Consider the following 21,503-nt stretch of genomic DNA (forward strand, 5'->3'; position numbering starts at 1 on the left):
TCCTTATTGATAATTGAATAACTTCACTATAAACCTTAGGTCAGACCTAAGGTCAATAGAAAATGTCCGCAGAGTTTACCTCTCGTTCATAACCCGTTATAATCATAAGATTAGTGAGCATAAACCAAATGTTCAGGATGAAGGTTAGAATGGGGAAATCATGTTGAAGACATTTAAGAAGGTATACATTGAGATAACAAGCATTTGCAATCTTGCATGCAGTTTTTGTCCTCAGACACAACGTGTCAAAAAATTTATTGATCCGGAAGTCTTTCGGAATGTGCTTGATCAGGTCAAGCCGCATACGGATTACATTTATCTGCATGTCAAAGGAGAGCCTTTGCTCCATCCCAAAATTGATCTTTTGCTGGAGAGTGCGCATGAGAAAGGCTTAAAGGTCAACATTACCACCAATGGTACCTTGCTGCCGAAGACCGGACATAAGCTGCTTGGTCAGCCGGCGTTACGGCAGATGAATTTTTCTCTTCATAGTTTTGACGGACATGAAGGTTCTGTGGATCGAGAGGGTTATTTGGGTCATATTTTCACGTTTATCAGAGAAGCAGTGAAGCACAATATTATTATTTCATTCCGTCTCTGGAACCTGACTCAAGATAATTTGACTAATGTGCAGCGTCAGCGCAACCGCGAGACATTGGAGCAATTGGAGCAAGAGTTTGGACTGGATTATCGGATTGAGGAAAAAGTAATACCCGGCAGTGGGGTCAAAATTGCTCCCAATGTATATTTGAATCAGGATTACGAGTTTGAATGGCCTAGCCTGAGTGCTCCGGAAGATGACGGAAAAGGCTTTTGCCATGCGCTTCGCAGTCAGGCGGCGGTATTGGTGGATGGAACAGTGGTCCCTTGCTGTCTGGATGGAGAAGGCGTCATTAATTTAGGAAATGTGCATGAGCAAACTTTTTCCGAGATCGTGGAAGGTGAGCGTGCAAACCGTCTGTACTTTGGATTCTCCAAGAGAGAAGCAGTGGAAGAGTTGTGCCGAAAGTGTGGTTATCGTAAACGATTTGGAAGCTAATCATATCGGTGGAAATCCAAGCGACAATTCAATGTTTCACAAAAAAGATAGCCCTTTACAGGGCTTTTTCTTATATTTGCATAAGGTAATAAGCAGTGGTTTTGACGATCTAGAGGAAGTTAGACGTTATTGATTGCTTGTGAGAATGATTATCAATTATAATAAATTTAATTCTATTGAATTGGGCGGGATAAGCAACACATCGGTTTGGATGGGGGCTGAGCGGTAGTAATGAAGTTGAACGATCACATTTTGTTGTGGAATCATGTGTTTATACAGGTGATGGATGTTCGCCATAAGAAAATGGATAAAAGGGAAGAATTGCGGAGCTATAGACTTCCGGTCAGTGCGTTTTTGTATACAGTGCGCGGAAGTGCGCAGGTATGGCTGGATGACAGCGTTCATAGGGTGGATCGTTTTCATGTTCTGTATGGGGGAAAAGGAATGTGTCTAAGCCTCATAACGGAGGATGTGCTTGAATATTACATTATTCTGTACAAGGCAACTTTGGCCCTGCCTGGTCGTAACGAGATCGCACAATTGCTGGGAAAAGAAAATCCTTTTCAGAATCAGTATGCTTTCGCACCTCAGCCCCTTAAGCCTGACCTAGTAGCGCAAGCTGTAACCTATATTCGTGAACATTTTAATCGACCTATAACACTAGAGTCCATTGCGGAGGAGCTAGAGTGCAGAAGCGGACACTTATCAAGGTTGTTCAAAAGTAAAATGCACACCAGTCCAATTCATTACTTGGGTCAGATACGGGCAAATCGAGCGGCAGAGCTGCTAATGCAGACGGATGCCACTTTGCAGGAGATCGCAGAGTGTGTGGGATATCCAGATGCTCATTCATTAAGTCGTAGTTTCAAGAAATATAAGGGACTATCTCCTGTACGATTCAAAAAAGAGCGGCAGCAGCATACCCAGGAGCAAGATCAGGATATGCCCCAAACGATGCTTCAATATGCCCTTCAGCGGACAGCTTTCACACGTTATACTGATATTGATTATCAATATCGATATCATATTTTTTTTAGGATTTCAAGCTGTGATAGTCACATAGAAAAAATCCGCTTTACACAAAGATTTCTAAGTGTTTGGCGGATTTTGTGATGTCTATATTTCTTCTTCTCTGTATGTTTTGGTGTATCTTTGAAATTCAGATTTTTGATTATCGTAATAATCAGCTCTCGTCCAAAAAATAATTTGAGAGAAAGAATCGGTATGCTCTAAATAAGTGATTAAATATACAACTTTCACTTTATCGTTCTCTGTCCATACTTCGTATTGCAAGCCTTGATTCCCGTTAATATTGACCTTTATTGGTCCCGTCAATATTATCCCTTTTCCAGACCTTTTAAGTACTAATTGAGCTGAAAACTCAGCGTATTCTTTTAATGTGATCATGAGGATTTCTCATAAGGCAGTTCAGATTTCCAATCCTTGATGACCGCCATGTACGCATCGTTTTTCTCATACCAGGCTTGAATTAACGCATCTGGATTAAGAATTATACCAGTCTTCCATACATAAGGGAGACGGATTCGTTGCTGGGCATCTTCGCTTTTAAAAGTTTTTAAAATAGTTGTTGAACGAAGATCAGGCTCCACTTGTGAGTCGCTTAATATTTTTAAGGAGCTGGCTATTGTCGCAAATTCGTGATGTTTTTCTATAGCTGAGCCTCCCCTTGAATAGATCAATACTTGAAGATAATGCTGTTTGCACTCAAACATGGCACTGAAGTAATAGACCTGTTGGCCCTGGAAATTCCCACTATAATCGGCTGTTCTCGCGGTTGTGGAATCAATCTGGATTGGGGTAGTATCCACAGCCTTAAAGTTTTCTAGGCCCAGTGCGGAGATTTCTTCACGTTGCTGTACGAATTCGTCGAGCGTCATATTATTTGCAAAAGCTGACTTGGGGACACGGAAAACCAGACCTACGTTCTTTTTTCTTTGTCACAAACACTAAGCACCGAATCCAGTTATCCTTGTTTAAATTTACGCCAGCCAGCGGGAATGGTGAGAGCCACAAGATCCTTATCCGAGGTAACGGTATGAGCTGACGACTCTTTGACGTGTGGGACAGGTTGACTTTCTTTGTCCACAACGGCTGTATTATGAGTCGTATTGTCTACATTAGACTTCATTTGGACTGTAGTTACAGCATTTTTGGAATTACAACTGGTAAGAATGAATAGTGCTATAAGTGCAATAATATAAAATCGAAAATAGGCAAAACTGAATCGCATGGAAATAACTCCCTCTGTTTCATATTTATAAAGGGAATTTTGTGTAACGATTGACAATTGGAGTGACATTTATATTCGTGGTGATGGCAATGTTCCCAGATACATCACTGTCTGCTTCCAGATAGATTCGGATAATAGACATAGGAATTCCTCCATTCCCAATATTCCAGATGTATCTCATAGTTTATGTAAATATTCTAGCTATGGATTGGATGGGGAGGAGTCTCCAGATTATTTCATTTTGCTCAAGCTTCTTTGTGCCCGAGTTACTATTCGCTTTGTTTCCTTTGTATCAGAAGCCGTCAACCATGTATCACAAACCTGAATTACCCATTCCGGGTTAGTTTTGCTGGCATCATTCAGCCAATTGCCCACCGAGTCTTGAACATATTTGACTTGGTCGGATTGAACCACTTCCAAAAGTGGAAGGGCCAGCTCGGGATGTTCTTTTAGTACAGGGATGTGCTTGGCCCAAACGCCTTGTGGCCGGGTTAATTCTATAGCAAAACGACGTATGTTAGCATCCTCATTTCGCACCCAGCTGTTTAACAGCGCAAGTGCCTCATCCAGTTGCAAGGATACGGTCTCTCTCATTGCCATCCAGGCAATTTCACGTACTCCGAAATGGGAATCCGCTGCAAATGGTCGAATGCCAGTTAATTTTTCTTCTAGACTTAAACGGGAATCAATCCCGATGATGTAGGCAGCCCAACAGCGAATGCTGTCTGAAAGATGGGAGGCCATCGCCTCAAAGATACGAGTACGCTCTTCTAGCGCTTGTTGCTCCAAAACATGAAGCCACGCTTGTGCTATTGCGGGTATCATTTTCATGATCTTTTTTTCCTTCAGATGATCCAATTCAGTCAAGAAGACATTGAATGATCGTTGTAATCCAAACTCATCAAGAGCGTTCCGCAGAAGTACAGCATGATCCACAGCCAGCCATTCAGTAAGATTCACGGTCTCAAGCTGTCCCTGCTGTAGCAGTTGAAGTACATCGATAGGAATATCTGTTCCTTTGCGAGCCCCTTTGCGGTGTAACATTTCATCACTCCATATCGTATATTTGCTGGTAGGTATACGATAATTCTTTTGTCAGGAGGAAAGATGTAATGTAGCTTACAACTTCACTAGCTTTTGACGATGGATGTAAATTGTCTTAAAGCCGGTTTTAATGACTTTTTCTTTGACGAGATCCTGTAAAGCGGTTGTTACAGCCTCACGGGTGGCCCCAACCAAATTCGCTATTTCCTGGTGAGAAAGCGGAAAATCAATTTTATAATACTCATCATGGCTTTGAAGGGAAAATTGATCGCATAATTTTAAAAGAACATATAAAATTTTATCCTGTAAATTTCCCAAGGCTAAATGCTGGGCCAGACTGCTCATTCCTGAAATTCGGTCACTTAACACCTTGATCATGTTCATCATGAACCGTGGATGTTGTAATAAAAAATGCTCAAATCGGTCTTTGTCCATCCGACAGATATCGCATTCTTCTATCGTCTCTATATACATATCCCTTGTCCCTAATGAAATCATATCCATTTCACCAAATACATTCCCCTCATTGAGGATATCCAATGTAAATTGCTTACCGTCAGCATTTAGCTTATATAGACGTACTTTTCCCTTCTTCACAAAATAAAGTCCCTCGGAAAAGGTATTTGGGGTTTGAATAAATGTGTTTTTTGGTAGAGTCGTAATGGAGGTCATTTGATCCATTTCAACCAAATCTTTTTGTGAGAGACTATGCAGCAAATTGAATTGGGATAAGTATTGAATGCTGTTCATATGTTCTCCTTTTCGTTGCATCAAATATAAAGAATCATACTACAATTATAGCTTCTATAAGGTATTTTCACCTATACTCTCAATTGTTTGCATTAGAGTGAGGGAATACAATGATCCAATTAAAAGATATTGGCAAATTTGACGTTCTTCCAGAAATCGCAATGCATATTGTAGAAGGCAATATGTCGGCTTTACGCCAAGCGTTGACCGAAGGCTGGGATATCGAACAAGAAATTAAACTCTGCAAATATACGACGTTAAGTCCATTAGACCTTGCGCTCATCTGCGAGCAATTGGATGTGTTGAAGCTGTTGGTGGAGCAAGGTGTTCAACTTAATGCAAAAGATCGTCCCGCATTTTTAACATCTGTTCGTTATTGTTCAGAAGAAATTGTCCGCTATGTGGTGGCTCATGGGGCCAAGCTGGACGGAAAAAATCAGGTCAAAGCCGGTGCTTATGAGCAGGCCTATTATGGCAATAAAAAGAATATCCCGCTGATTCACGAACTTGGCCTTGATATAAAGGAGCATGGGGGAGCAACGCTGCGCAACGCAGTTAGTAATAATGACCTGAACACTGTAGCACTACTGTTGGAGCATGGTGCAGATATTAATTACAACGCCTCTAATATGGTGTATCCCTATAAAGCGACTCCTTTAACTGTGGCAGCACGAAATAATGATTTTGCGATGGTTAAGTACCTGGTAGAGCACGGGGCAGACGTGACACTGGCAGAAAAAGATGGAAATCGGGCATATACAATTGCTGTTAGCAATAAGAACGTGGAAATGGCAGACTATCTAAAGTCTGTGGAACCACCAGCGTTTCATAATCTGGAGAATAAACGGCATTCCTTAAAAAGCTACAAGCTTCCGAAGGATCTTATAGCATTTCTAATGGGGGATCAGCTTCGTGTGGACCTGCCAGAAAATGATTTAGGTATCCAATTTGTTAAGTTTTTCTCTTTCATAGATACGGTTGAGATGAAGGTAGGTCGGCAAAAGCTATTGCGTTTGTCTCTAAAAGTAGATAACTATTCGGATATCCTTTTGGTGTGGAATCCCAAGCACAAGTGTCTTGTTTATTATGACGAGGAGCATCAGGAATATGCGGATGTATGCAGCTTTGCTGAGTTTCTTACGCATCCGGAAGATTATCTGGAGAAAATAATTGAGGATGAATATTTATCATAACGAGGTGAGGCGTGAATACGTGTATGTACGTAGTCATGGCTCTTGTTGAGTTAATTCAAGCTTGCAGCGCAGACCCTCGCGTCCAGAGCATAAGAAAGTTTTATGATTTGCTGGCTGAAGAATCGAGAATTACAGCTACAGCAATCCAGACCGTGGGGAGCAAAGGGTATGATGGTTTTGTTATAGGAATCGTTAAGGATTGAGCGTTAGGGGCGTTAAGCGTTTCAAAGAGCTAAACACAGAGGACGAGTTCCGGTGTTTAGCTCTTTTCTGGGTCCAGAAGGTTGAAACGAATTGCACGGATAATGGTAAAATGGTGCAGATTAAAGTGTCAGAACGTTTTTGAACGTTTACTGCTGAATTCCTGTGTAAGAAGAATGAATTTACATAAAAGCAGCTGGATTTTCTTTAAAATGTAAACGCAATCATGATGATTGGGGCAGGAATTCACCATTTTGTAAAAAAATGAAGTTGGGATGAATTTTTTTGAATCTTTTTGAAGAAAAATGATTGTTTTTTATCAGGTTTGTGGTACGATATGAACAGTTGGGGGAATGAAGATGCTGACGGAAGAAAGATACAAGTTAATAATACAGCGCTTACAAGAACGTGGTGTTGTAAAATTGCAGGAATTGGCTGATCTATTGGGAGCTTCTGAGTCTACGATTCGGCGTGATTTGATAGATCTTGAAGGCCGTCAGTTGTTAAAGCGGATTCATGGCGGGGCAACCTTGCTGAATCAGAAAAGTCAGGAACCTGGCATGGAAGAAAAAACATTCAAAAACGTTCAACAAAAAAACGCAGTCGCCCGTATGGCAGCCAAAGAAATTTTGGATGGTGAATGTATCTATCTGGATGCGGGAACAACAACGATGGCGATGATTCCTTACATTGAAGCTAAAGACGTGACGGTTGTGACGAATGGTCTCTCCCACGTAGAAGCACTGGTAAGCAAACGAATTAGAAGCTATCTACTGGGAGGGATGATGAAAATTCATACCAAAGCCGTAATCGGGAGTATTGCCCTACAGAATCTGGACAATTTTCGATTCGACAAGTGCTTTCTGGGAACGAACGGGGTAGATGTGGAGATGGGGTATACCACTCCTGATCCTGAAGAGGCGCTGATCAAGCGGCGCGCCCACCAGTTGTCCGGCAAAACCTATGTGTTGGCCGATTCCAGCAAAATTGGAGAAGTAACCTTCGCCAAACTGTTCGAACTCAAGGAAGCTATCCTTATTACTGAATCGGTGCCGGAACGTTCACGCCAATCCATCGCACAGAAAACTAAGATAATCGAGGGATAACAATGATATATACAGTAACGCTGAACCCTTCCATTGATTATATCGTGGAAGTTGACGATTTGAAGCTCGGTGATTTGAACCGGATGAAACGTGATTTAAAACTGCCTGGAGGCAAGGGAATTAATGTATCACGTGTACTGAACCAGTTGGGAGCTGACAGCACGGCGATTGGTTTTCTCGGAGGGTTCACAGGCAGGTTTATCGACGATACATTGCGGGAAGAATCCATTAAAACTGATTTTGTAATGATCGAAGATGATACACGGATCAATATTAAGCTCAAGCATGGTGATGAAACAGAAATTAACGGTTTAGGACCTGCGATTCGCGAGCAGGAGGCCGATGCATTGGTGCAAAAGCTGGCGAGTCTTCAGAAAAATGACATTGTCGTCTTGTCGGGCAGCATCCCGCCATCCCTTGGAGGAGACTTCTACGAACGACTGATTCGTGTGTGTCAGCAAACCGGGGCTGAATTCGTCATCGACACCACAGGTGAGGCGCTGATGAAGGCTTTGGTTCATAAACCCCTGCTCATTAAACCGAACCACCATGAGCTGGCTGAGTTGTTTGGCGTAACTATTCATTCAGAGGAGGAGATCGTCACTTACGGTCGTAAACTGCTGGAAGCAGGTGCAAAAAATGTACTCATTTCCATGGCAGGAGAAGGGGCTTTGTTCATTACGGCAGATGAAGTGTATCACGCAAATGTACCAGCAGGAACGGTGAAAAATTCTGTAGGCGCAGGTGATTCTATGATTGCTGGATTCGTGGGTACGCTGGCTCTTCAAGGCGATCCGATCGAAGCATTCCGGGCAGGAGTGGCATCCGGAAGCGCAACCGCGTTCTCCGATGATCTGGCTACGAGAGATATAATTGAACAATTACGGCCGCAAGTCACAATTTCAAAACGGTAATCTGATTGCATCATGAGCTTATTATGCGTGTGTCTACACGCTGATCGAACTTAGGAGAGTGTGAACAATGAGAATAACAGACCTGATGATTAAAGAAACGATGATCATGGACCTGCAGGCTACGACAAAAGACGGTGCGATTGAGGAACTCATCGCCAGCCTCGAAGCAAGTGGACGTATTAATGACCGGGCCTTGTTCAAAGAAATGATTTACAAACGCGAAGCTGAATCCAGCACTGGAATCGGCGGCGGTATTGCGATGCCGCATGCCAAGACGAAAGCTGTGAATGAAGCGACCGTCGTTTTTGCCAAAAGCAGTAAAGGCGTAGAATTCGAATCGCTGGATGGTGAGCCAGCGAAGGTATTCTTTATGATTGCAGCCCCAGAGGGTGCAGCAAATACACATCTTCGCACACTGGCTGCCCTTTCTCGGCTGCTCATTGATACCGATTTTATCGACAAGCTGATGAATACACAAACACCGGATGAAGTAACAGAGCTATTTGACACCAAGCAGGCGGAGGAAGAAGCTGCCAAGAAAGCAAAAGAAGCCAAGAAAGAGGCAGCCAAAGCACAGCAAACGCCGGACGTTATCGTTGGCAACCCGGATTCTGACGAGTTTGTGGTTGCGGTGACCGCTTGTCCTACAGGAATTGCGCACACGTTTATGGCTGAAGACGCTCTCATTAAGAAAGCGAAAGAAATGGGTGTAAATATCCGGGTAGAAACGAATGGCTCGGAAGGCGCACAAAACGTACTGACAGCGGATGAAATCCGTCGTGCCAAAGGCGTCATTGTTGCAGCTGACAAGAAGGTTGAAATGGCCAGATTTGACGGTAAACCTGTATTGCAAAGACCGGTAAGTGACGGTATCCGTAAATCTGAAGAACTGATTCGCAAAGCGCTGAACGGCGAAGCGCCGATTTACCGTAGTGAAGGTAAAGGCAGCGTTGAAGAGTCGAAAACCGAGAAGACCAGCGTGGGCAGTAAAATTTACAAGGATTTAATGAACGGTATTTCTCATATGTTGCCATTCGTTGTCGGCGGGGGGATCTTGTTAGCGATTTCCTTCTTGATCGAACAAGTGGCAGGAGAAGATAATGTACTTTTCCAACTGCTGCAAACGATTGGCGGGGGAACAGGTGCGTTCCACTTCCTGATTCCGATACTGGCCGGATTTATCGCAATGAGCATTGGAGACCGCCCGGCACTGATGCCAGGTATGGTCGGTGGTTTGATGGCTGTAAACTCCAATGCCGGGTTCCTCGGCGGTCTAGCAGCTGGTTTCATGGCCGGTTATGTAGTTATCTTCCTGCGTAAAGCTTTTGCAGGTCTGCCAAAAGCTCTGGATGGTTTAAAACCAATCTTGTTATACCCTGTATTTGGACTCCTAATTTCAGGCGCGATTATGTTCTACCTGTTCGATCCAATTTTTGGTGGTATTAATACGTGGCTTGTCAATGTTCTGAACAATTTGGGAACAGGCAATGCGGTTATTTTAGGTCTGATTCTGGGCGGAATGATGTCAATCGACATGGGAGGACCTTTCAACAAAGCAGCATACGCATTTTCGATCGGTGTCTTTACTTCCAGCGGCAACACAAACGGGGCTATGATGGCAGCTGTTATGGCAGGCGGTATGGTACCTCCGCTGGCGATTGCATTAGCTTCGACGTTCTTCAAAAATAAGTTTACCGAGCAAGAGCGCAAATCTGGCTTGACGAACTATGTACTTGGATTGTCCTTCATTACAGAAGGAGCCATCCCTTTCGCGGCTGCTGACCCTCTGCGTGTCCTGACCTCTTGTATTGTAGGTTCAGCGATTGCTGGTGGTCTGACGCAATTCTGGCAAATCAATCTTCCAGCACCGCATGGCGGGATTTTTGTAGCAGCGCTTGCCAATCATGCTTTGCTGTTCTTGCTTGCAGTGGCGATTGGCTCCGTGATTTCTGCGCTCATTCTGGGACTGTGGAAAAAGGCAGTTGAAACGAAATAACGTGTATCGCAAGAATATAAAATAAAAAGAGGGACCAACCTCCACTTGGTCGTATCATAGCAAAACCGCTAAACACTCGTATAACGATGTGTTTAGCGGTTTTTTTGTGGGTGGGCCGAAAATATTCACATATATCACATTTGAACAATTTAGCAGGATTATAGTCTGATTAAATCAGGTTCAGTTCCTGAGCTTTAAGCAGTGCTTGGGTTCGGGAGCTGACTTGCAGCTTTCCGTAAATCCGATGTAGATAGACCTTTACACTACCGACCTTCAAGCTTAATGCCTGGGCAATTTCTAGGTTGGAAGCGCCTGTGGCCACATGACGTAGAACCTCCAGTTCTTTGGGGGTGAGCGGGTCATATAGCGGTGAAGCAGTTGGACTTCCATGTAGCTGTAAATTAGAAGGGAACTGCTCAAGCAGTAGGGTTACATAAGGAGCAAATTTTTCTTTGGAGTTCTGCGTACTCATATAGCATTTTAATAATTTTTGCATTAGAATTCCTTCGTCTACAAAGCTACGTACATAGTTGTTATTCATGCCGTTTACTAAAGCTTCCTCCAGATATGCATAGGCAGCAAAATGATGTTCAAGCTGATGTTCAATGAGTGCCTGCATAATGGAAATCTCAGTTATACTAACCAGGCAGGATTCTCTTACACCTTGTGGTTTTAGCCTCTCCAGGATATGAAGTGCTTGCTCGTATTTCCCCTGCGCCACATTGAAGCGAACCAGTGCCATGTATTCCAATTGTTTATGAATCGTTGGCCGTTTACTTTCAGTGATTCCCAAACGGATCAGAACATCTTCTGCTTGCCGCAGTTGTCCGTTTTGGAGAATCAAGCAGGCATGACAAGCTTTCAGTGGACTGATCCACTGAACGTTTGGTTTATACTCCAGAAATCGAATCGCTTCCTCAATGACCTCTTCTGCTGCAAGTGTCCTGCCTTGGGCAAGCAGCAATTTGGCATAAGTGAGTCGATTAGGGACGAACAAACCGGGAATCTGTCCGATCCGTGCCACTCGTTCTGTTTGCAGCAGAAGCTGCTCAGCCTCATCCAGCCGATTCCACTCATAATATCCTTCAGCCAGAGACTGTACGATATAATGATGAAACGGGGAATCCTGCCAACCATGGGATTGAAGAATTCCCGTGATTCGTTCAGCAATCCGCTCAGTTTCAAGGGTAAGCACACCTTTCAGCCCAAACCGGGTTTTGCGGATAAACGGTTCAGTCGTATTGTAATTAAAGTGATAAAATATCGGATCTTTCGGAATATTTCCTGTGATCTGTTCTGCATAGGAGAACCAGTTCTCATAATCCCCGGTAGAGAATGCCAAATTGGCTCTAACGAAAAAGATACCGGTTAGTAACTCTTCGTGAACATCGGTCTGCTGCATGTCAAGCATGGCGTTCTGAATGATGGAGAGTTGCTGCTGAGCCAAATCAAAATGACCCGGCACAATCAGTACAAAAGCATAAATCAGAGACAGACGCAGTGGAAGTGCTGCTCCGCTTTCTTGCAAATTATTAAACCATCGGAGAAGGGTAGTGAATTCCCCCCTCTGTAACACACTGAAAATTTGTCGCTCTAGCAAAGAGACTGCCCACATATTCTCTTTAGCTAAAATAGCATGTTCGATAGCCTCATCCAGCAGGTTTGCTTGGGCGAAAGCCTCGCTTGCCTCAAAATGCTGTCTTGCCATTTGCCCAGCTTCTGTGCGGTCCAATTCAGCTTGCAAAAAGTCAGAGAACAAATGATGATAGCGAAACCATACATTTTGATCATCCAGCGGGATGAGGAACAAATGTCGTTTTTTTAAATTTTCGAGCAGATTAGCCGCTTCAGCTTGCCCGGTTATTGCATGACAAATTTCCGCGTTCATACGGCTGAGCATGGAAGTATACAGCAAAAAACGCTTGAGATTTGGCTCTAGCCCTTCAAATACCTCACTAAATAGGTAATCTGAAACTTTTTTGTGCTTACCAGAAAAGTCACCAATAAAGTTTTCAATATCGTGATGGGCGGTCAAGGAAAGCGATGACAGTCTAAGACCTGCGGCCCACCCTTCCGTGATGGAAGCCAGTCGAGTCATGTGGGCTTGGGATAAAGGAATTTCAGCTATATCTGTATAAAAGCTTACGATTTCTTCTGCACTGAACTGAAGGTCATTGTAACCAATCATGATACATTGTCCGTTTAACTGCCACCTGGCGGTTGGCAGGGGAGGCTCTTCGCGGCTAACAATCACAAGGCGAACAGAGTCGGGCAAATACTGAACCCAATATGCCAAGCTTTCATGTACAATCGGTTCCGTGATGACATGATAATCATCTAAAACCAGAACGCTAGTGGTAGATAAAGACTGGAGCTCATGGATGACAGCCTCTACCAAGTTGGTTACTGAAATTTGAGAAATATTTTGAAAAAGCGGATCAAGCTGTTCTAATAACCCTGGAGAACAGCTTTGGTCCAGAGTATAAGCAATATAGAGCCAGAAACGGGCCAGATCGTTATCCCGTTCATCCAGCGATAGCCAGCCTGCCTTCAGCTTCTTATGCTGCAGCCACTGACTGACCAGTGTTGTCTTACCTGATCCAGCAGGCGCACTGATGCTGGCGACACGCCAAGGCTCATGATCCAATGTATACAAAAGGCTTTGCCTTGTCAGGGATTGAATCCCTTTGAGTGGGACCGATATTTTGGTGGAAAGTAACAGTGAAGATGTTAAAGGGTTCATAAAACCTCCGTACCTTTTACAATATACATAATTTTAAGTATACACGGTTTTGAGCGTACGAGAATATATGCCGTTGTTAACCAAAGATAATATCGTCCGGGAATTTCTTATGCTAAAGTTAAAATTATGGTATCCGGTATTTGAACGGTTATGGATGAAAGGGGAGTTTATTTTACATGGAGGGCTTAAGGCGCTTCTTGAGAGTGTTGCTGGTTTGTATTTTATTGCAGGGAATGATCTTTTTGGCAGCGGATTCCTCCGTTTATGCGGATTCACCAGTCCTGGACCAGCAGCAAACGCAAGGAAATGGTAGTATATGGGTGGACTCAGTCAACAAGCGATGGCAAACGTTCACTTCAGGTTACACAGGCTATTTGTCGGGAGTTGAAATTTATAAGACAAAAAGCTATGGGGATACAGGTGCAATTATTGCCAAAATATACACTGCAGATGGCACGAAATTACTCGCAACTCAGAAGATTGCAGCCGGGGATGAGGCAGGCTGGTTATCAGTTTTCTTTACTACCCCACCAATGTTAGTACGAAATGTGATGTATCGCTTGGAATTAAGCACCGTGAACGTCGGAAGCAGCGGTTTTGGTTGGTACACCGCCAACAATAATCCTTATGCTGGTGGCAGCGGGCATAATATTTGGAGTTTGGACTATCAGTTCAGAACCTATATGTTGCCAGATAAGAGCCTATCCCCATCAAACAGTATAATCCAAAGTACCGCCCTAAGTATGATCGCCAATGGGACTAGTACGGTTACCATAGATGTTCAGCTAAAGGACGTTGACAACAATGACTACACGGTTGGCGGAGATGTAACGCTGACTACAACGTTGGGCACATTAGATCCTGTTCAGAATTTGGGGAATGGCCGCTATAGGGCTCAATTCACTTCCGGTACATTAACAGGTACGGCCAACGTTCAAGCGTACTTTAACGGTACTCCGCTGAAGAGCCTGGATATTTCATTACAACCAGGTCCGCTGTCAGTTACGGAGAGTTCTGTCTCGGCGACTCCAGCAAGTGTGCGTGCCGATGGCAGCAGCCAAGCATTGATTACAGTGGTGTTGAAAGATGACCATCGTAATTTGATTGCGGGTAAGCAGGTTCAACTGGTCGCTATTAAAGGACAATCCGTGATTGAAGCAGTCTATGGTACGACGAATGCTGCAGGTCAGGCTCAATTTGCGGTGAGCAATGTCGCAGCCGAGACGGTGGAGTATACCGCTGTTGAAGCAAAAAGCCATACATCGTTGAACCAAAAGGCTTTAGTGACGTTTACGTATGACCAAGTTCCGGCGATCACTTTGGAAGCTGATCCTTTGCAACCGACCTACGGGAATGTGAATATTACAGTAAATGCATCCGTCTATGGGGATTATAATGCTGTAAATACGGTAAAATGGGCAGAAGGAATTGGAGAACTTGATGATTTCCAAACCCAAGGAATAGAGGTTGTAGATAGACAATTCACAGTAAGTTCGAACGGCTGGTATTCGGTATATGTCCAGGATCAGGCAGGGAATGAAAATGTCGCATACATCAACATCAGCAATATTTTGTCTGTAAGTGATAATGCTGATTTAGCTGAGCTGCAGATTTCAGGAATGGGAGGACAGGTACCGTTTGCCTATTCACCGCTTGAAACCCAATATGCTGTGACAGTAAGCCATGATGTATACGCTATACAGCTTAGAGCTGCTGCGGCAGATTCTGGCGCTGTCGTACACGTGAACGGAAGCCGGTTTTCCGATAAGGAAACGGGGACTGAATATGTGTTGGCAGTCGGGAAGAATACGTTTACGATTCTCGTTGAGGCACAGGATGGGAAGACTCATCAGATCATTGTCGTAGATATTTGGCGGGCAGATAAGCAGAAGGACGAAGATAACGATAAGCATAAAGACAAGAAGTCAGACGAAGTTACCAGCTCGGGTGCCAGTGCGGCTATAGCGAACGTCGCTGCAACGACACCGACAATTCCGGTATCCATCAATGGACAATGGTTTAACGAGTTGGCTACTCTGAATCTGGATACGGCAAGGGGAGGGACGGATGCGACGATTTATCTGGAACCAAATGCATTAAGTCAACCTTTGAGCCAGCTGCAGATCCCGGCACAGATTAGGATATCGCTGGACAATAAAGTGCATCAAACGACACTTATTGTTCCTAGGGAAGTCGTAGAAGCTCTAAGGAACAACGGAGCGACGATCAGCTTACAGACACTGCAAGGACAATATAGTGTGCCGATGAGGTCATTGCCGTACTCACTTAGCAGTACGGAAGTTCGTTTGGTTATTGGGTACAGTTCAGAGGAGGTCACAGCGACCATCAAACAAGCAGCCGTTCAGGATGGATACCAGCTGGTAAGCGACCCTGTCATATTCTCTGTATTTATAGTGGATGGGGGCGAAACCAAGCAGATCGAAGCGGCTGACCTGAATACAGAACGTTTAATTTTTCTGCCGGAGGGGGCTGCTAATTTACCAACAACGGCTGTTGTGTCAGATAAGCAGGGAACGCACCCAGTACTTACATTATTCAGTGGGCAAAACGGAATGAAGGCAGCGGCTATTCCTAGCTTTACGAATGGAACTTATGCGCTCGTATCTCAAAAGAGCAAGTTTGTTGACTTAAAGAGCAAGCCTTGGGCTCAGTCTGCTATCGAAGACATGGCATCCAGAATGATCTTAAAAGGATTCGATGAATCGCATTTTCAACCTGATGATTGGGTGACTCGTGCTGAATTGGCTACTATTCTGGTTAGAGCGCTTGGCCTACAGGAGAAACCAGGCAGAACGAGCATCGAGTTTAGAGATGTTCAGGTGTCTGATTGGTTTTATCGAACGGTTGTAACAGCACAGCAATACGGTATCTTAACTGGATACAATGATGGGACATTTCAACCAGATCATGCGATTACCCGCCAAGAAGCGATTGTAGCTTTGGCTAGGGCCATGCGGATCATCACAGAGGAATCTCCTCGTAATGAGTCTGATATTACTGAATGTTTATCTCCATTTGAGGATCAAGAACAAGTGGCTGAATGGGCACGCGAACCGCTTTCCTGGGCGATTTATACGGGGGCATTGCAAGGAGACGGAACAAACTTACAGCCTCATCAAAGGCTTACCCGTGCTGAAACCGCAATTTTGGTGCAGCGCATGCTTAAAAATGCCAAGTTGATAAATTAAAATAACGAAGCGTAACAGGTACTTCCTACAAAGATTTTGCACCATAGGGAATTAGAATAACCCATGTTTATAAACAACAAGCGACCGGAATTTCCGGTCGCTTGTTTTATGAGCTTTCAATATTTTTAACTCCAATGAGAGTCATTTATTCCCCACTGCTTTTTAACCAATTGCATAAACAGCCTTCGGGTCGAAGTCAGATATTGTGGGTGCTGGTTGTTTTGTAATAGTCCGATGGGAATATTCGGGTCTGTTAACTGGAGAGGGATGGTGACCAGTTCCTTTTGCAAAGGCATTGACGATAGAACCACTCCAACCGATGGAATCGTATTTATGAATGAGGGTATAGACGAAATTTGACTAACGGTATAAAAAAACGGCATCGACGGGAAACGGGAAAGCTCTTTCTCCAGTCGTATATGGTACAGGCAGTTCTTACCTCCGACGATAAGCGGATACTCATACAGATCTTCGAGCTGAAGCTCACTTTTTTCCGCGAAGGGATGACTACGGGACACAATAAAAGCAATTTGCTCGTGATACAAAGGTTCAAAATGTAGGGAAGGAATCGAGTGAGGTTCCCCGGAAATTGCAAAATCCAGCGTGCCGTCCATCAAGGCTTTGGAGAGCGTATCCGTGTTTCCCACTGTAAAATGGCACGTCATATTCGGTTTATGCTCTCGAAACTGTCGTAGGATCATAGGCAGTGCGGTAGCAGCTACCGTTTCAATCACACCGATATGGAGCGTGCCAATCTCTTCTTTTTTCAGAGACTTCGCCTGGTCTATTACAAAATTCCAATGCTGAATAAGCCCGTCAACCTCTTCGGCATACATTTTTCCTGATGCGGTTAACTCCGCATCCCAGCCTCTTTTAAAAAGTGGAAATCCCAGCTCTTTCTCTAGTCTCTGGATTTGGCTCGTGACGGTAGACTGCGCGTAGTTTAATTTGGCGGCAGCTTTTGAAAAGGTTCCTTCTTCAATAATGGTACGAAATGTAGTTAACTCTTTCAAATCCATATAGACTCATCTCCATCGATAAAAATGAATTTATTTATGATTATTTTCAATTATACAGATGGAGGTGAGGGGAGTACAATCATCTTATCGCAACGGATAGGAGAGATGAACATGCCATTTGTACGAGTAGGTTATTTGGAGCAGCAATACACAGAGCACGAGCTGCCTGGCATTAGCCGCTGTATCATGAATGCTTTGATCGAACATTTTCAGGTCCCGCCCAAGGATTACTTTCAGGTTTTTCATGCCCATAAGCAGAGCGAGTTTTATTATAGTTTCGATTATTTGAATATACCCAGAACAGACAAGCTGCTGTACATCCAAATTACGATGGGATCGGGTAGAACTCCAGAACAAAAAAAGAGTTTTTACCAAAGGTTAGCCGAGCTCATCTCTATTGAATGTAAAGTTAGACCGGAGGATGTATTTGTGACACTGATAGAGACTGAATTAGAGGATTGGTCCTTTGGCAACGGACTCGCCCAAATGATCTTATGAAGCATAAATTAATCAGATCGAGTGTTCGGGAAACGATAGGTAATTTTGCACCTGCTTTTGTAAGCTATACGGAGGATGTCCTTTTTGGCGATGTATGGAGGAGAAGTGAGCTATCTCTCAGAGAACGGAGCTTCATTACAGTTGCCGCTCTGGTAGCGGGTGAGCATGTGAATCAGCTTCCTTATCATCTGAACTTGGCCAAGGAAAACGGGATTTCGGAGGAAGAACTGGTTGAGGTCATTACACAGCTAGCCTTTTACGTAGGATGGCCCCGGGCAGCCTCAGCAATTCAGGTTGCCAAAGATGTATTTTGCAAAGAAAAAGAGCGTTAAGCATGAACTTAAAAAACCGCTGAGCACGAGAGATTCCGAGTGTTTGGTGGTTTTTTGGTATAATTGTATTGTTATTCTGCTTTGAAAGCGGTATAGTAACAGTAATTGAATGAGGGGTGAAGTGCCCTTCGGGATTGTTACTGGTAAGCAGGCGATACCCAAATAATGACTAATGGACTTAGTCGTTATTTGGTTTTTTTTGTTATTCCAACTTTGTTATTACATCAATGAGGTGAGCAGCTAGATGATCATCCGGCAAATATTTAACAACAATGTCATTCGGGCCGAAAATCAGGTAGGTCATGAGTTTGTTGTCATAGGGAACGGTCTGGGTTTTAAAAAGAAAAATGGACAAAGGGTCGATGAAGAAAAAATAGAAAAAACCTTTGTATTGAAATCCGATAAAATTCCGCAAAAATTAATTGATCTCATTGGGGAGACATCTGTAGAGTATTTAAAGGTGGCGGATGAAATTGTAGGCAGCGCCAAAAAAGAAATGGGAGATATTTTTAGTGATAATATCTATATTTCGTTGATTGACCATATCCAATTTGCCATCTCTCGATACAGAAAATCTGTGGGGCTTAAAAATTCACTGTTATGGCAGATCAAAAAATTTTACAAAAAAGAATTTATGATCGGTATGAATGCATTGGACATTATTCATGCTCAATTTGGCATTCAAATGGATGAACATGAAGCAAGCTTTATTGCCATGCATTTTGTCAATGCAAGACAAGACGGTCAGGGCATGAAACAAACGGTTGAGATTACTGAAGTCATTGATGACATTTTCAATATTGTAACCGATTACTATCAGATTACACTGGATGAAACCTCATTTAATTATTCGCGGTTTATTACTCATTTGCAGTATTTTGCCCAGCGCTTGCTGAGCAATGAACAAGAGCAATTAGCTTCAGGGGATAACTTCTTGTATGACCAAGTCAAAGAAAAATACGAGAAGGCTTTTCAGTGCACCCAATTAATTAATCAATATCTGGAATTAAAGCATGAAAGTGCGATGTCGATTGACGAAAAAGTGTATTTGACGATTCATATACAGCGTGTAACCTCCAGAAACGATATGGTTGATTCATAGAAAAAAAGCTTGCAAACGATTTCGGAGTGTTTTATAGTAGGCTCACAACTTAAATCTAAGGATTGTTACTGATAAGCAGGCGATACCTAAATGAATGGCAGTGATCATTTTTTATGATCATGCAGGCCTTTCGTTTAGGTATTTTTTTGTTTTCAGGCAATCTGCCCAAGAGGAGAATGAACATGGACCATAAGAAAATGGGCGAGGATATCGTACGTCTCGTTGGAGGAGAAGAAAATATCAATGGGCTTGTCCATTGTGCTACACGGCTCCGATTTGACCTGAAGGATTCACGAAAAGCTGAAAGAGAAGCGCTTGAGAAACACGAGGGAGTCATTACTGTTGTTGAAAGCGGAGGACAATTTCAAGTCGTAATTGGCAGCCATGTTGCCTATGTATATACGGAAATCATGAAAAACATGGATTTTGGGTCAGACACCTCTACGGCTCACGAATCCAGCGGAAAGAAGACATCCGTCATATCCACAATCTTTGAGGTTATTTCCGGCAGCTTTTCCCCGTTGATTCCGGCGATGGCAGGCTCGGGGATGCTGAAAGCACTCTTGACGGTTTTGACCTTGCTGGGCTGGATGTCCGCAACAAGTGATACCTATCTGATCCTGTCTGCTGCCGGGAATGCTGTATTTTACTTCTTGCCGATTTTACTGGGGATTACGCTCGGTATAAAGCTGAAAGCGAATCCTTATGTAGCTGGTGTGATCGGTGCAGCTCTCCTCGAACCCAACTTTACGGGACTGATGGACAAAGGTTCTGATGTATCGTTTTTGGGAATACCGGTGGTCATGATGAACTACTCAGCGAGTGTTTTTCCGATATTCATATCTATCAGCATCTATGCGTTGGTAGACAAATTTTTGAAGAAAATCATTCTTAAGGATTTGCAGCTATTTTTAGTTCCGATGTTGGCTTTAATGATTATGGTTCCTCTATCTGCAATCGCATTTGGACCGTTCGGTACAACGGTAGGGGATTGGATTTCTTCGGGGGTGACATGGTTAATCGGTGTAAGCGGCATTTTATCAGGGATTGTGCTTGGCGGTTTTATGACCTTTATGGTCGTCTTCGGACTACACTGGGGCTTTACCCCGATCACGATTCAAAATATCGGTGTTGGCGGTGATCCGATTGAGGCCATGGCTGCGGCGGCTGTATTTGCTCAAATTGGTGTCGCATTTGGTATCTTCCTAAAGGCGAAAAAAGATAAAACACTTAGAACCCTTGCGGGTTCCACGAGTATTACGGGCTTGCTGGCGGGTGTAACAGAGCCGATTGTGTATGGTCTGGTGCTTCGCTTTAAACGAGTCATTCCGATTGTCATTATCGCAGGGGCGATAGGCGGTGCCATCAATGGACATTTTGGAGTGAAAATGACGGCTTATGTGTTTCACAACATTTTTGCGATTCCAGTCTATACGCCTACCTTGGTTTACGTGATTGCCATTGCATGCTCGTTGGCGGTAGCCACGGTGCTGACTCTTATTTTTGGGTATGAAAGTAAGGTGAAGGGGGAGACGGCAGCAACCGTTGAGGCCGTTAAGACGGAAGAGCCTCTACCAGCTGTTACAGAAACTAAGGCTGTTGACATCAAGAAAGAAACGATCTACAGCCCGATCACAGGCAAGACGACACCCCTGAGCCAAGTGAACGATTCGGCATTTTCTACAGGGGCAATGGGAAAAGGGTTAGCCATCGAACCTTCTGTCGGTGAGGTTGTAGCGCCCATAGATGGAGTTGTAACGTCGCTGTTCCCCACAGGACACGCCATAGGCTTGACTTCCAAAGCAGGTACAGAGATATTAATTCATATCGGAATTAACACCGTTGCGCTGAAAGGGAAGCATTTTAATCCGGTCGTTCAAGAGGGAGATATCGTAAAACAAGGGGACTTGTTAATCCAATTTGACAGAGAGCAGATTATAGAAGCAGGCTACGAAATCGTAACCCCTGTCATCGTCACACTGACGAAACATAAAGTGGACGTATTTGAGACCAATCAGGAGCAGATTCAGAAAAATGAAGTATTGTTAACGTTGGTTGTATGATACAGGAAGCCTAGCATCACATACAGGAATTGCAAAATCAGAA

18 protein-coding genes and 1 pseudogene are annotated in these 21,503 nt (G+C 43.7%); 12 read left to right on the forward strand and 7 right to left on the reverse strand.

Going from position 1 to position 21,503, the window contains the following annotated elements; genetic code table 11:
• Positions 1-160 precede the first annotated feature (160 nt).
• Both ACN6NF_RS08140 and ACN6NF_RS08145 read left to right on the forward strand, forming a co-directional pair.
• A complete protein-coding gene (locus ACN6NF_RS08140) occupies positions 161-1,039 on the forward strand; it encodes a radical SAM/SPASM domain-containing protein (RefSeq protein WP_474316701.1) in 879 nt (292 codons plus the stop codon).
• A 231-nt stretch (positions 1,040-1,270) separates the two neighbouring features.
• Entirely contained in the window at positions 1,271-2,152 is an 882-nt protein-coding gene (locus ACN6NF_RS08145; protein ID WP_474316703.1) for a helix-turn-helix domain-containing protein, read from the forward strand.
• Between the two features lie 3 nt (positions 2,153-2,155).
• On the opposite strand, the gene ACN6NF_RS08150 is transcribed toward ACN6NF_RS08145, so the two are convergent.
• From ACN6NF_RS08150 to ACN6NF_RS08170, 5 genes are all read right to left on the reverse strand, one after another.
• Positions 2,156-2,446, reverse strand: coding sequence for a hypothetical protein (locus ACN6NF_RS08150; protein ID WP_474316705.1), 291 nt, complete (start codon positions 2,444-2,446; stop codon positions 2,156-2,158).
• Positions 2,443-2,937, reverse strand: coding sequence for a hypothetical protein (locus ACN6NF_RS08155; protein ID WP_474316706.1), 495 nt, complete (start codon positions 2,935-2,937; stop codon positions 2,443-2,445). The genes ACN6NF_RS08150 and ACN6NF_RS08155 overlap by 4 nt, the downstream gene beginning before the upstream one ends.
• An 86-nt stretch (positions 2,938-3,023) precedes the next feature.
• The gene (locus tag ACN6NF_RS08160) at positions 3,024-3,290 is read right to left on the reverse strand and encodes a hypothetical protein (RefSeq protein WP_474316707.1); all 267 of its coding nucleotides are present in this window, start codon (positions 3,288-3,290) and stop codon (positions 3,024-3,026) included.
• A gap of 231 nt (positions 3,291-3,521) precedes the next feature.
• A complete protein-coding gene (locus ACN6NF_RS08165; protein ID WP_474316710.1) occupies positions 3,522-4,334 on the reverse strand; it encodes a DNA alkylation repair protein in 813 nt (270 codons plus the stop codon).
• Positions 4,335-4,409: 75 nt separating this feature from the next.
• Positions 4,410-5,084, reverse strand: a complete 675-nt coding sequence (locus tag ACN6NF_RS08170; protein ID WP_474316713.1) for a Crp/Fnr family transcriptional regulator — start codon at positions 5,082-5,084, stop codon at positions 4,410-4,412.
• Positions 5,085-5,194: 110 nt separating this feature from the next.
• Between ACN6NF_RS08170 and ACN6NF_RS08175 the strand changes: the two genes are divergently transcribed.
• The 5 genes and pseudogenes from ACN6NF_RS08175 to ACN6NF_RS08195 all read left to right on the forward strand — a co-directional run bounded on the left by ACN6NF_RS08175 (position 5,195) and on the right by ACN6NF_RS08195 (position 10,494).
• A complete protein-coding gene (locus tag ACN6NF_RS08175; RefSeq protein WP_474316715.1) occupies positions 5,195-6,277 on the forward strand; it encodes an ankyrin repeat domain-containing protein in 1,083 nt (360 codons plus the stop codon).
• Positions 6,278-6,324: 47 nt separating this feature from the next.
• Positions 6,325-6,480 (forward strand): annotated as a pseudogene (locus ACN6NF_RS08180) (methyltransferase); the annotation flags it as partial.
• 357 nt (positions 6,481-6,837) lie between these two features.
• Positions 6,838-7,584, forward strand: a complete 747-nt coding sequence (locus ACN6NF_RS08185) for a DeoR/GlpR family DNA-binding transcription regulator (protein ID WP_474316717.1) — start codon at positions 6,838-6,840, stop codon at positions 7,582-7,584.
• 2 nt (positions 7,585-7,586) lie between these two features.
• Entirely contained in the window at positions 7,587-8,498 is a 912-nt protein-coding gene (pfkB, locus tag ACN6NF_RS08190) for a 1-phosphofructokinase (protein WP_474316718.1), read from the forward strand.
• 67 nt (positions 8,499-8,565) lie between these two features.
• Positions 8,566-10,494 (forward strand): PTS fructose transporter subunit IIABC, encoded by a 1,929-nt coding sequence (locus ACN6NF_RS08195; protein WP_474316719.1) that lies wholly within the window; start codon positions 8,566-8,568, stop codon positions 10,492-10,494.
• A 169-nt stretch (positions 10,495-10,663) separates the two neighbouring features.
• Here ACN6NF_RS08195 and ACN6NF_RS08200 read toward each other — a convergent pair whose 3' ends face one another.
• Positions 10,664-13,237 (reverse strand): winged helix-turn-helix domain-containing protein, encoded by a 2,574-nt coding sequence (locus ACN6NF_RS08200; protein ID WP_474316720.1) that lies wholly within the window; start codon positions 13,235-13,237, stop codon positions 10,664-10,666.
• Between the two features lie 176 nt (positions 13,238-13,413).
• Between ACN6NF_RS08200 and ACN6NF_RS08205 the strand changes: the two genes are divergently transcribed.
• Positions 13,414-16,446: an S-layer homology domain-containing protein gene (locus ACN6NF_RS08205; RefSeq protein ID WP_474316722.1), complete on the forward strand. Its 3,033-nt coding sequence runs from the start codon at positions 13,414-13,416 to the stop codon at positions 16,444-16,446.
• A 125-nt stretch (positions 16,447-16,571) separates the two neighbouring features.
• Here ACN6NF_RS08205 and ACN6NF_RS08210 read toward each other — a convergent pair whose 3' ends face one another.
• The gene (locus tag ACN6NF_RS08210) at positions 16,572-17,465 is read right to left on the reverse strand and encodes a LysR family transcriptional regulator (protein ID WP_474316723.1); all 894 of its coding nucleotides are present in this window, start codon (positions 17,463-17,465) and stop codon (positions 16,572-16,574) included.
• A gap of 111 nt (positions 17,466-17,576) precedes the next feature.
• Between ACN6NF_RS08210 and ACN6NF_RS08215 the strand changes: the two genes are divergently transcribed.
• From ACN6NF_RS08215 to ACN6NF_RS08230, 4 genes are all read left to right on the forward strand, one after another.
• The gene (locus ACN6NF_RS08215; protein ID WP_474316725.1) at positions 17,577-17,963 is read left to right on the forward strand and encodes a tautomerase family protein; all 387 of its coding nucleotides are present in this window, start codon (positions 17,577-17,579) and stop codon (positions 17,961-17,963) included.
• Entirely contained in the window at positions 17,960-18,295 is a 336-nt protein-coding gene (locus tag ACN6NF_RS08220) for a carboxymuconolactone decarboxylase family protein (protein ID WP_474316726.1), read from the forward strand. The genes ACN6NF_RS08215 and ACN6NF_RS08220 overlap by 4 nt, the downstream gene beginning before the upstream one ends.
• Before the next feature lie 244 nt (positions 18,296-18,539).
• Positions 18,540-19,397, forward strand: a complete 858-nt coding sequence (licT, locus tag ACN6NF_RS08225) for a BglG family transcription antiterminator LicT (protein WP_474316727.1) — start codon at positions 18,540-18,542, stop codon at positions 19,395-19,397.
• A gap of 182 nt (positions 19,398-19,579) precedes the next feature.
• Positions 19,580-21,460: a beta-glucoside-specific PTS transporter subunit IIABC gene (locus tag ACN6NF_RS08230; protein WP_474316729.1), complete on the forward strand. Its 1,881-nt coding sequence runs from the start codon at positions 19,580-19,582 to the stop codon at positions 21,458-21,460.
• Positions 21,461-21,503 lie beyond the last annotated feature (43 nt).

Source organism: Paenibacillus sp. TSM33 (assembly GCF_056099025.1).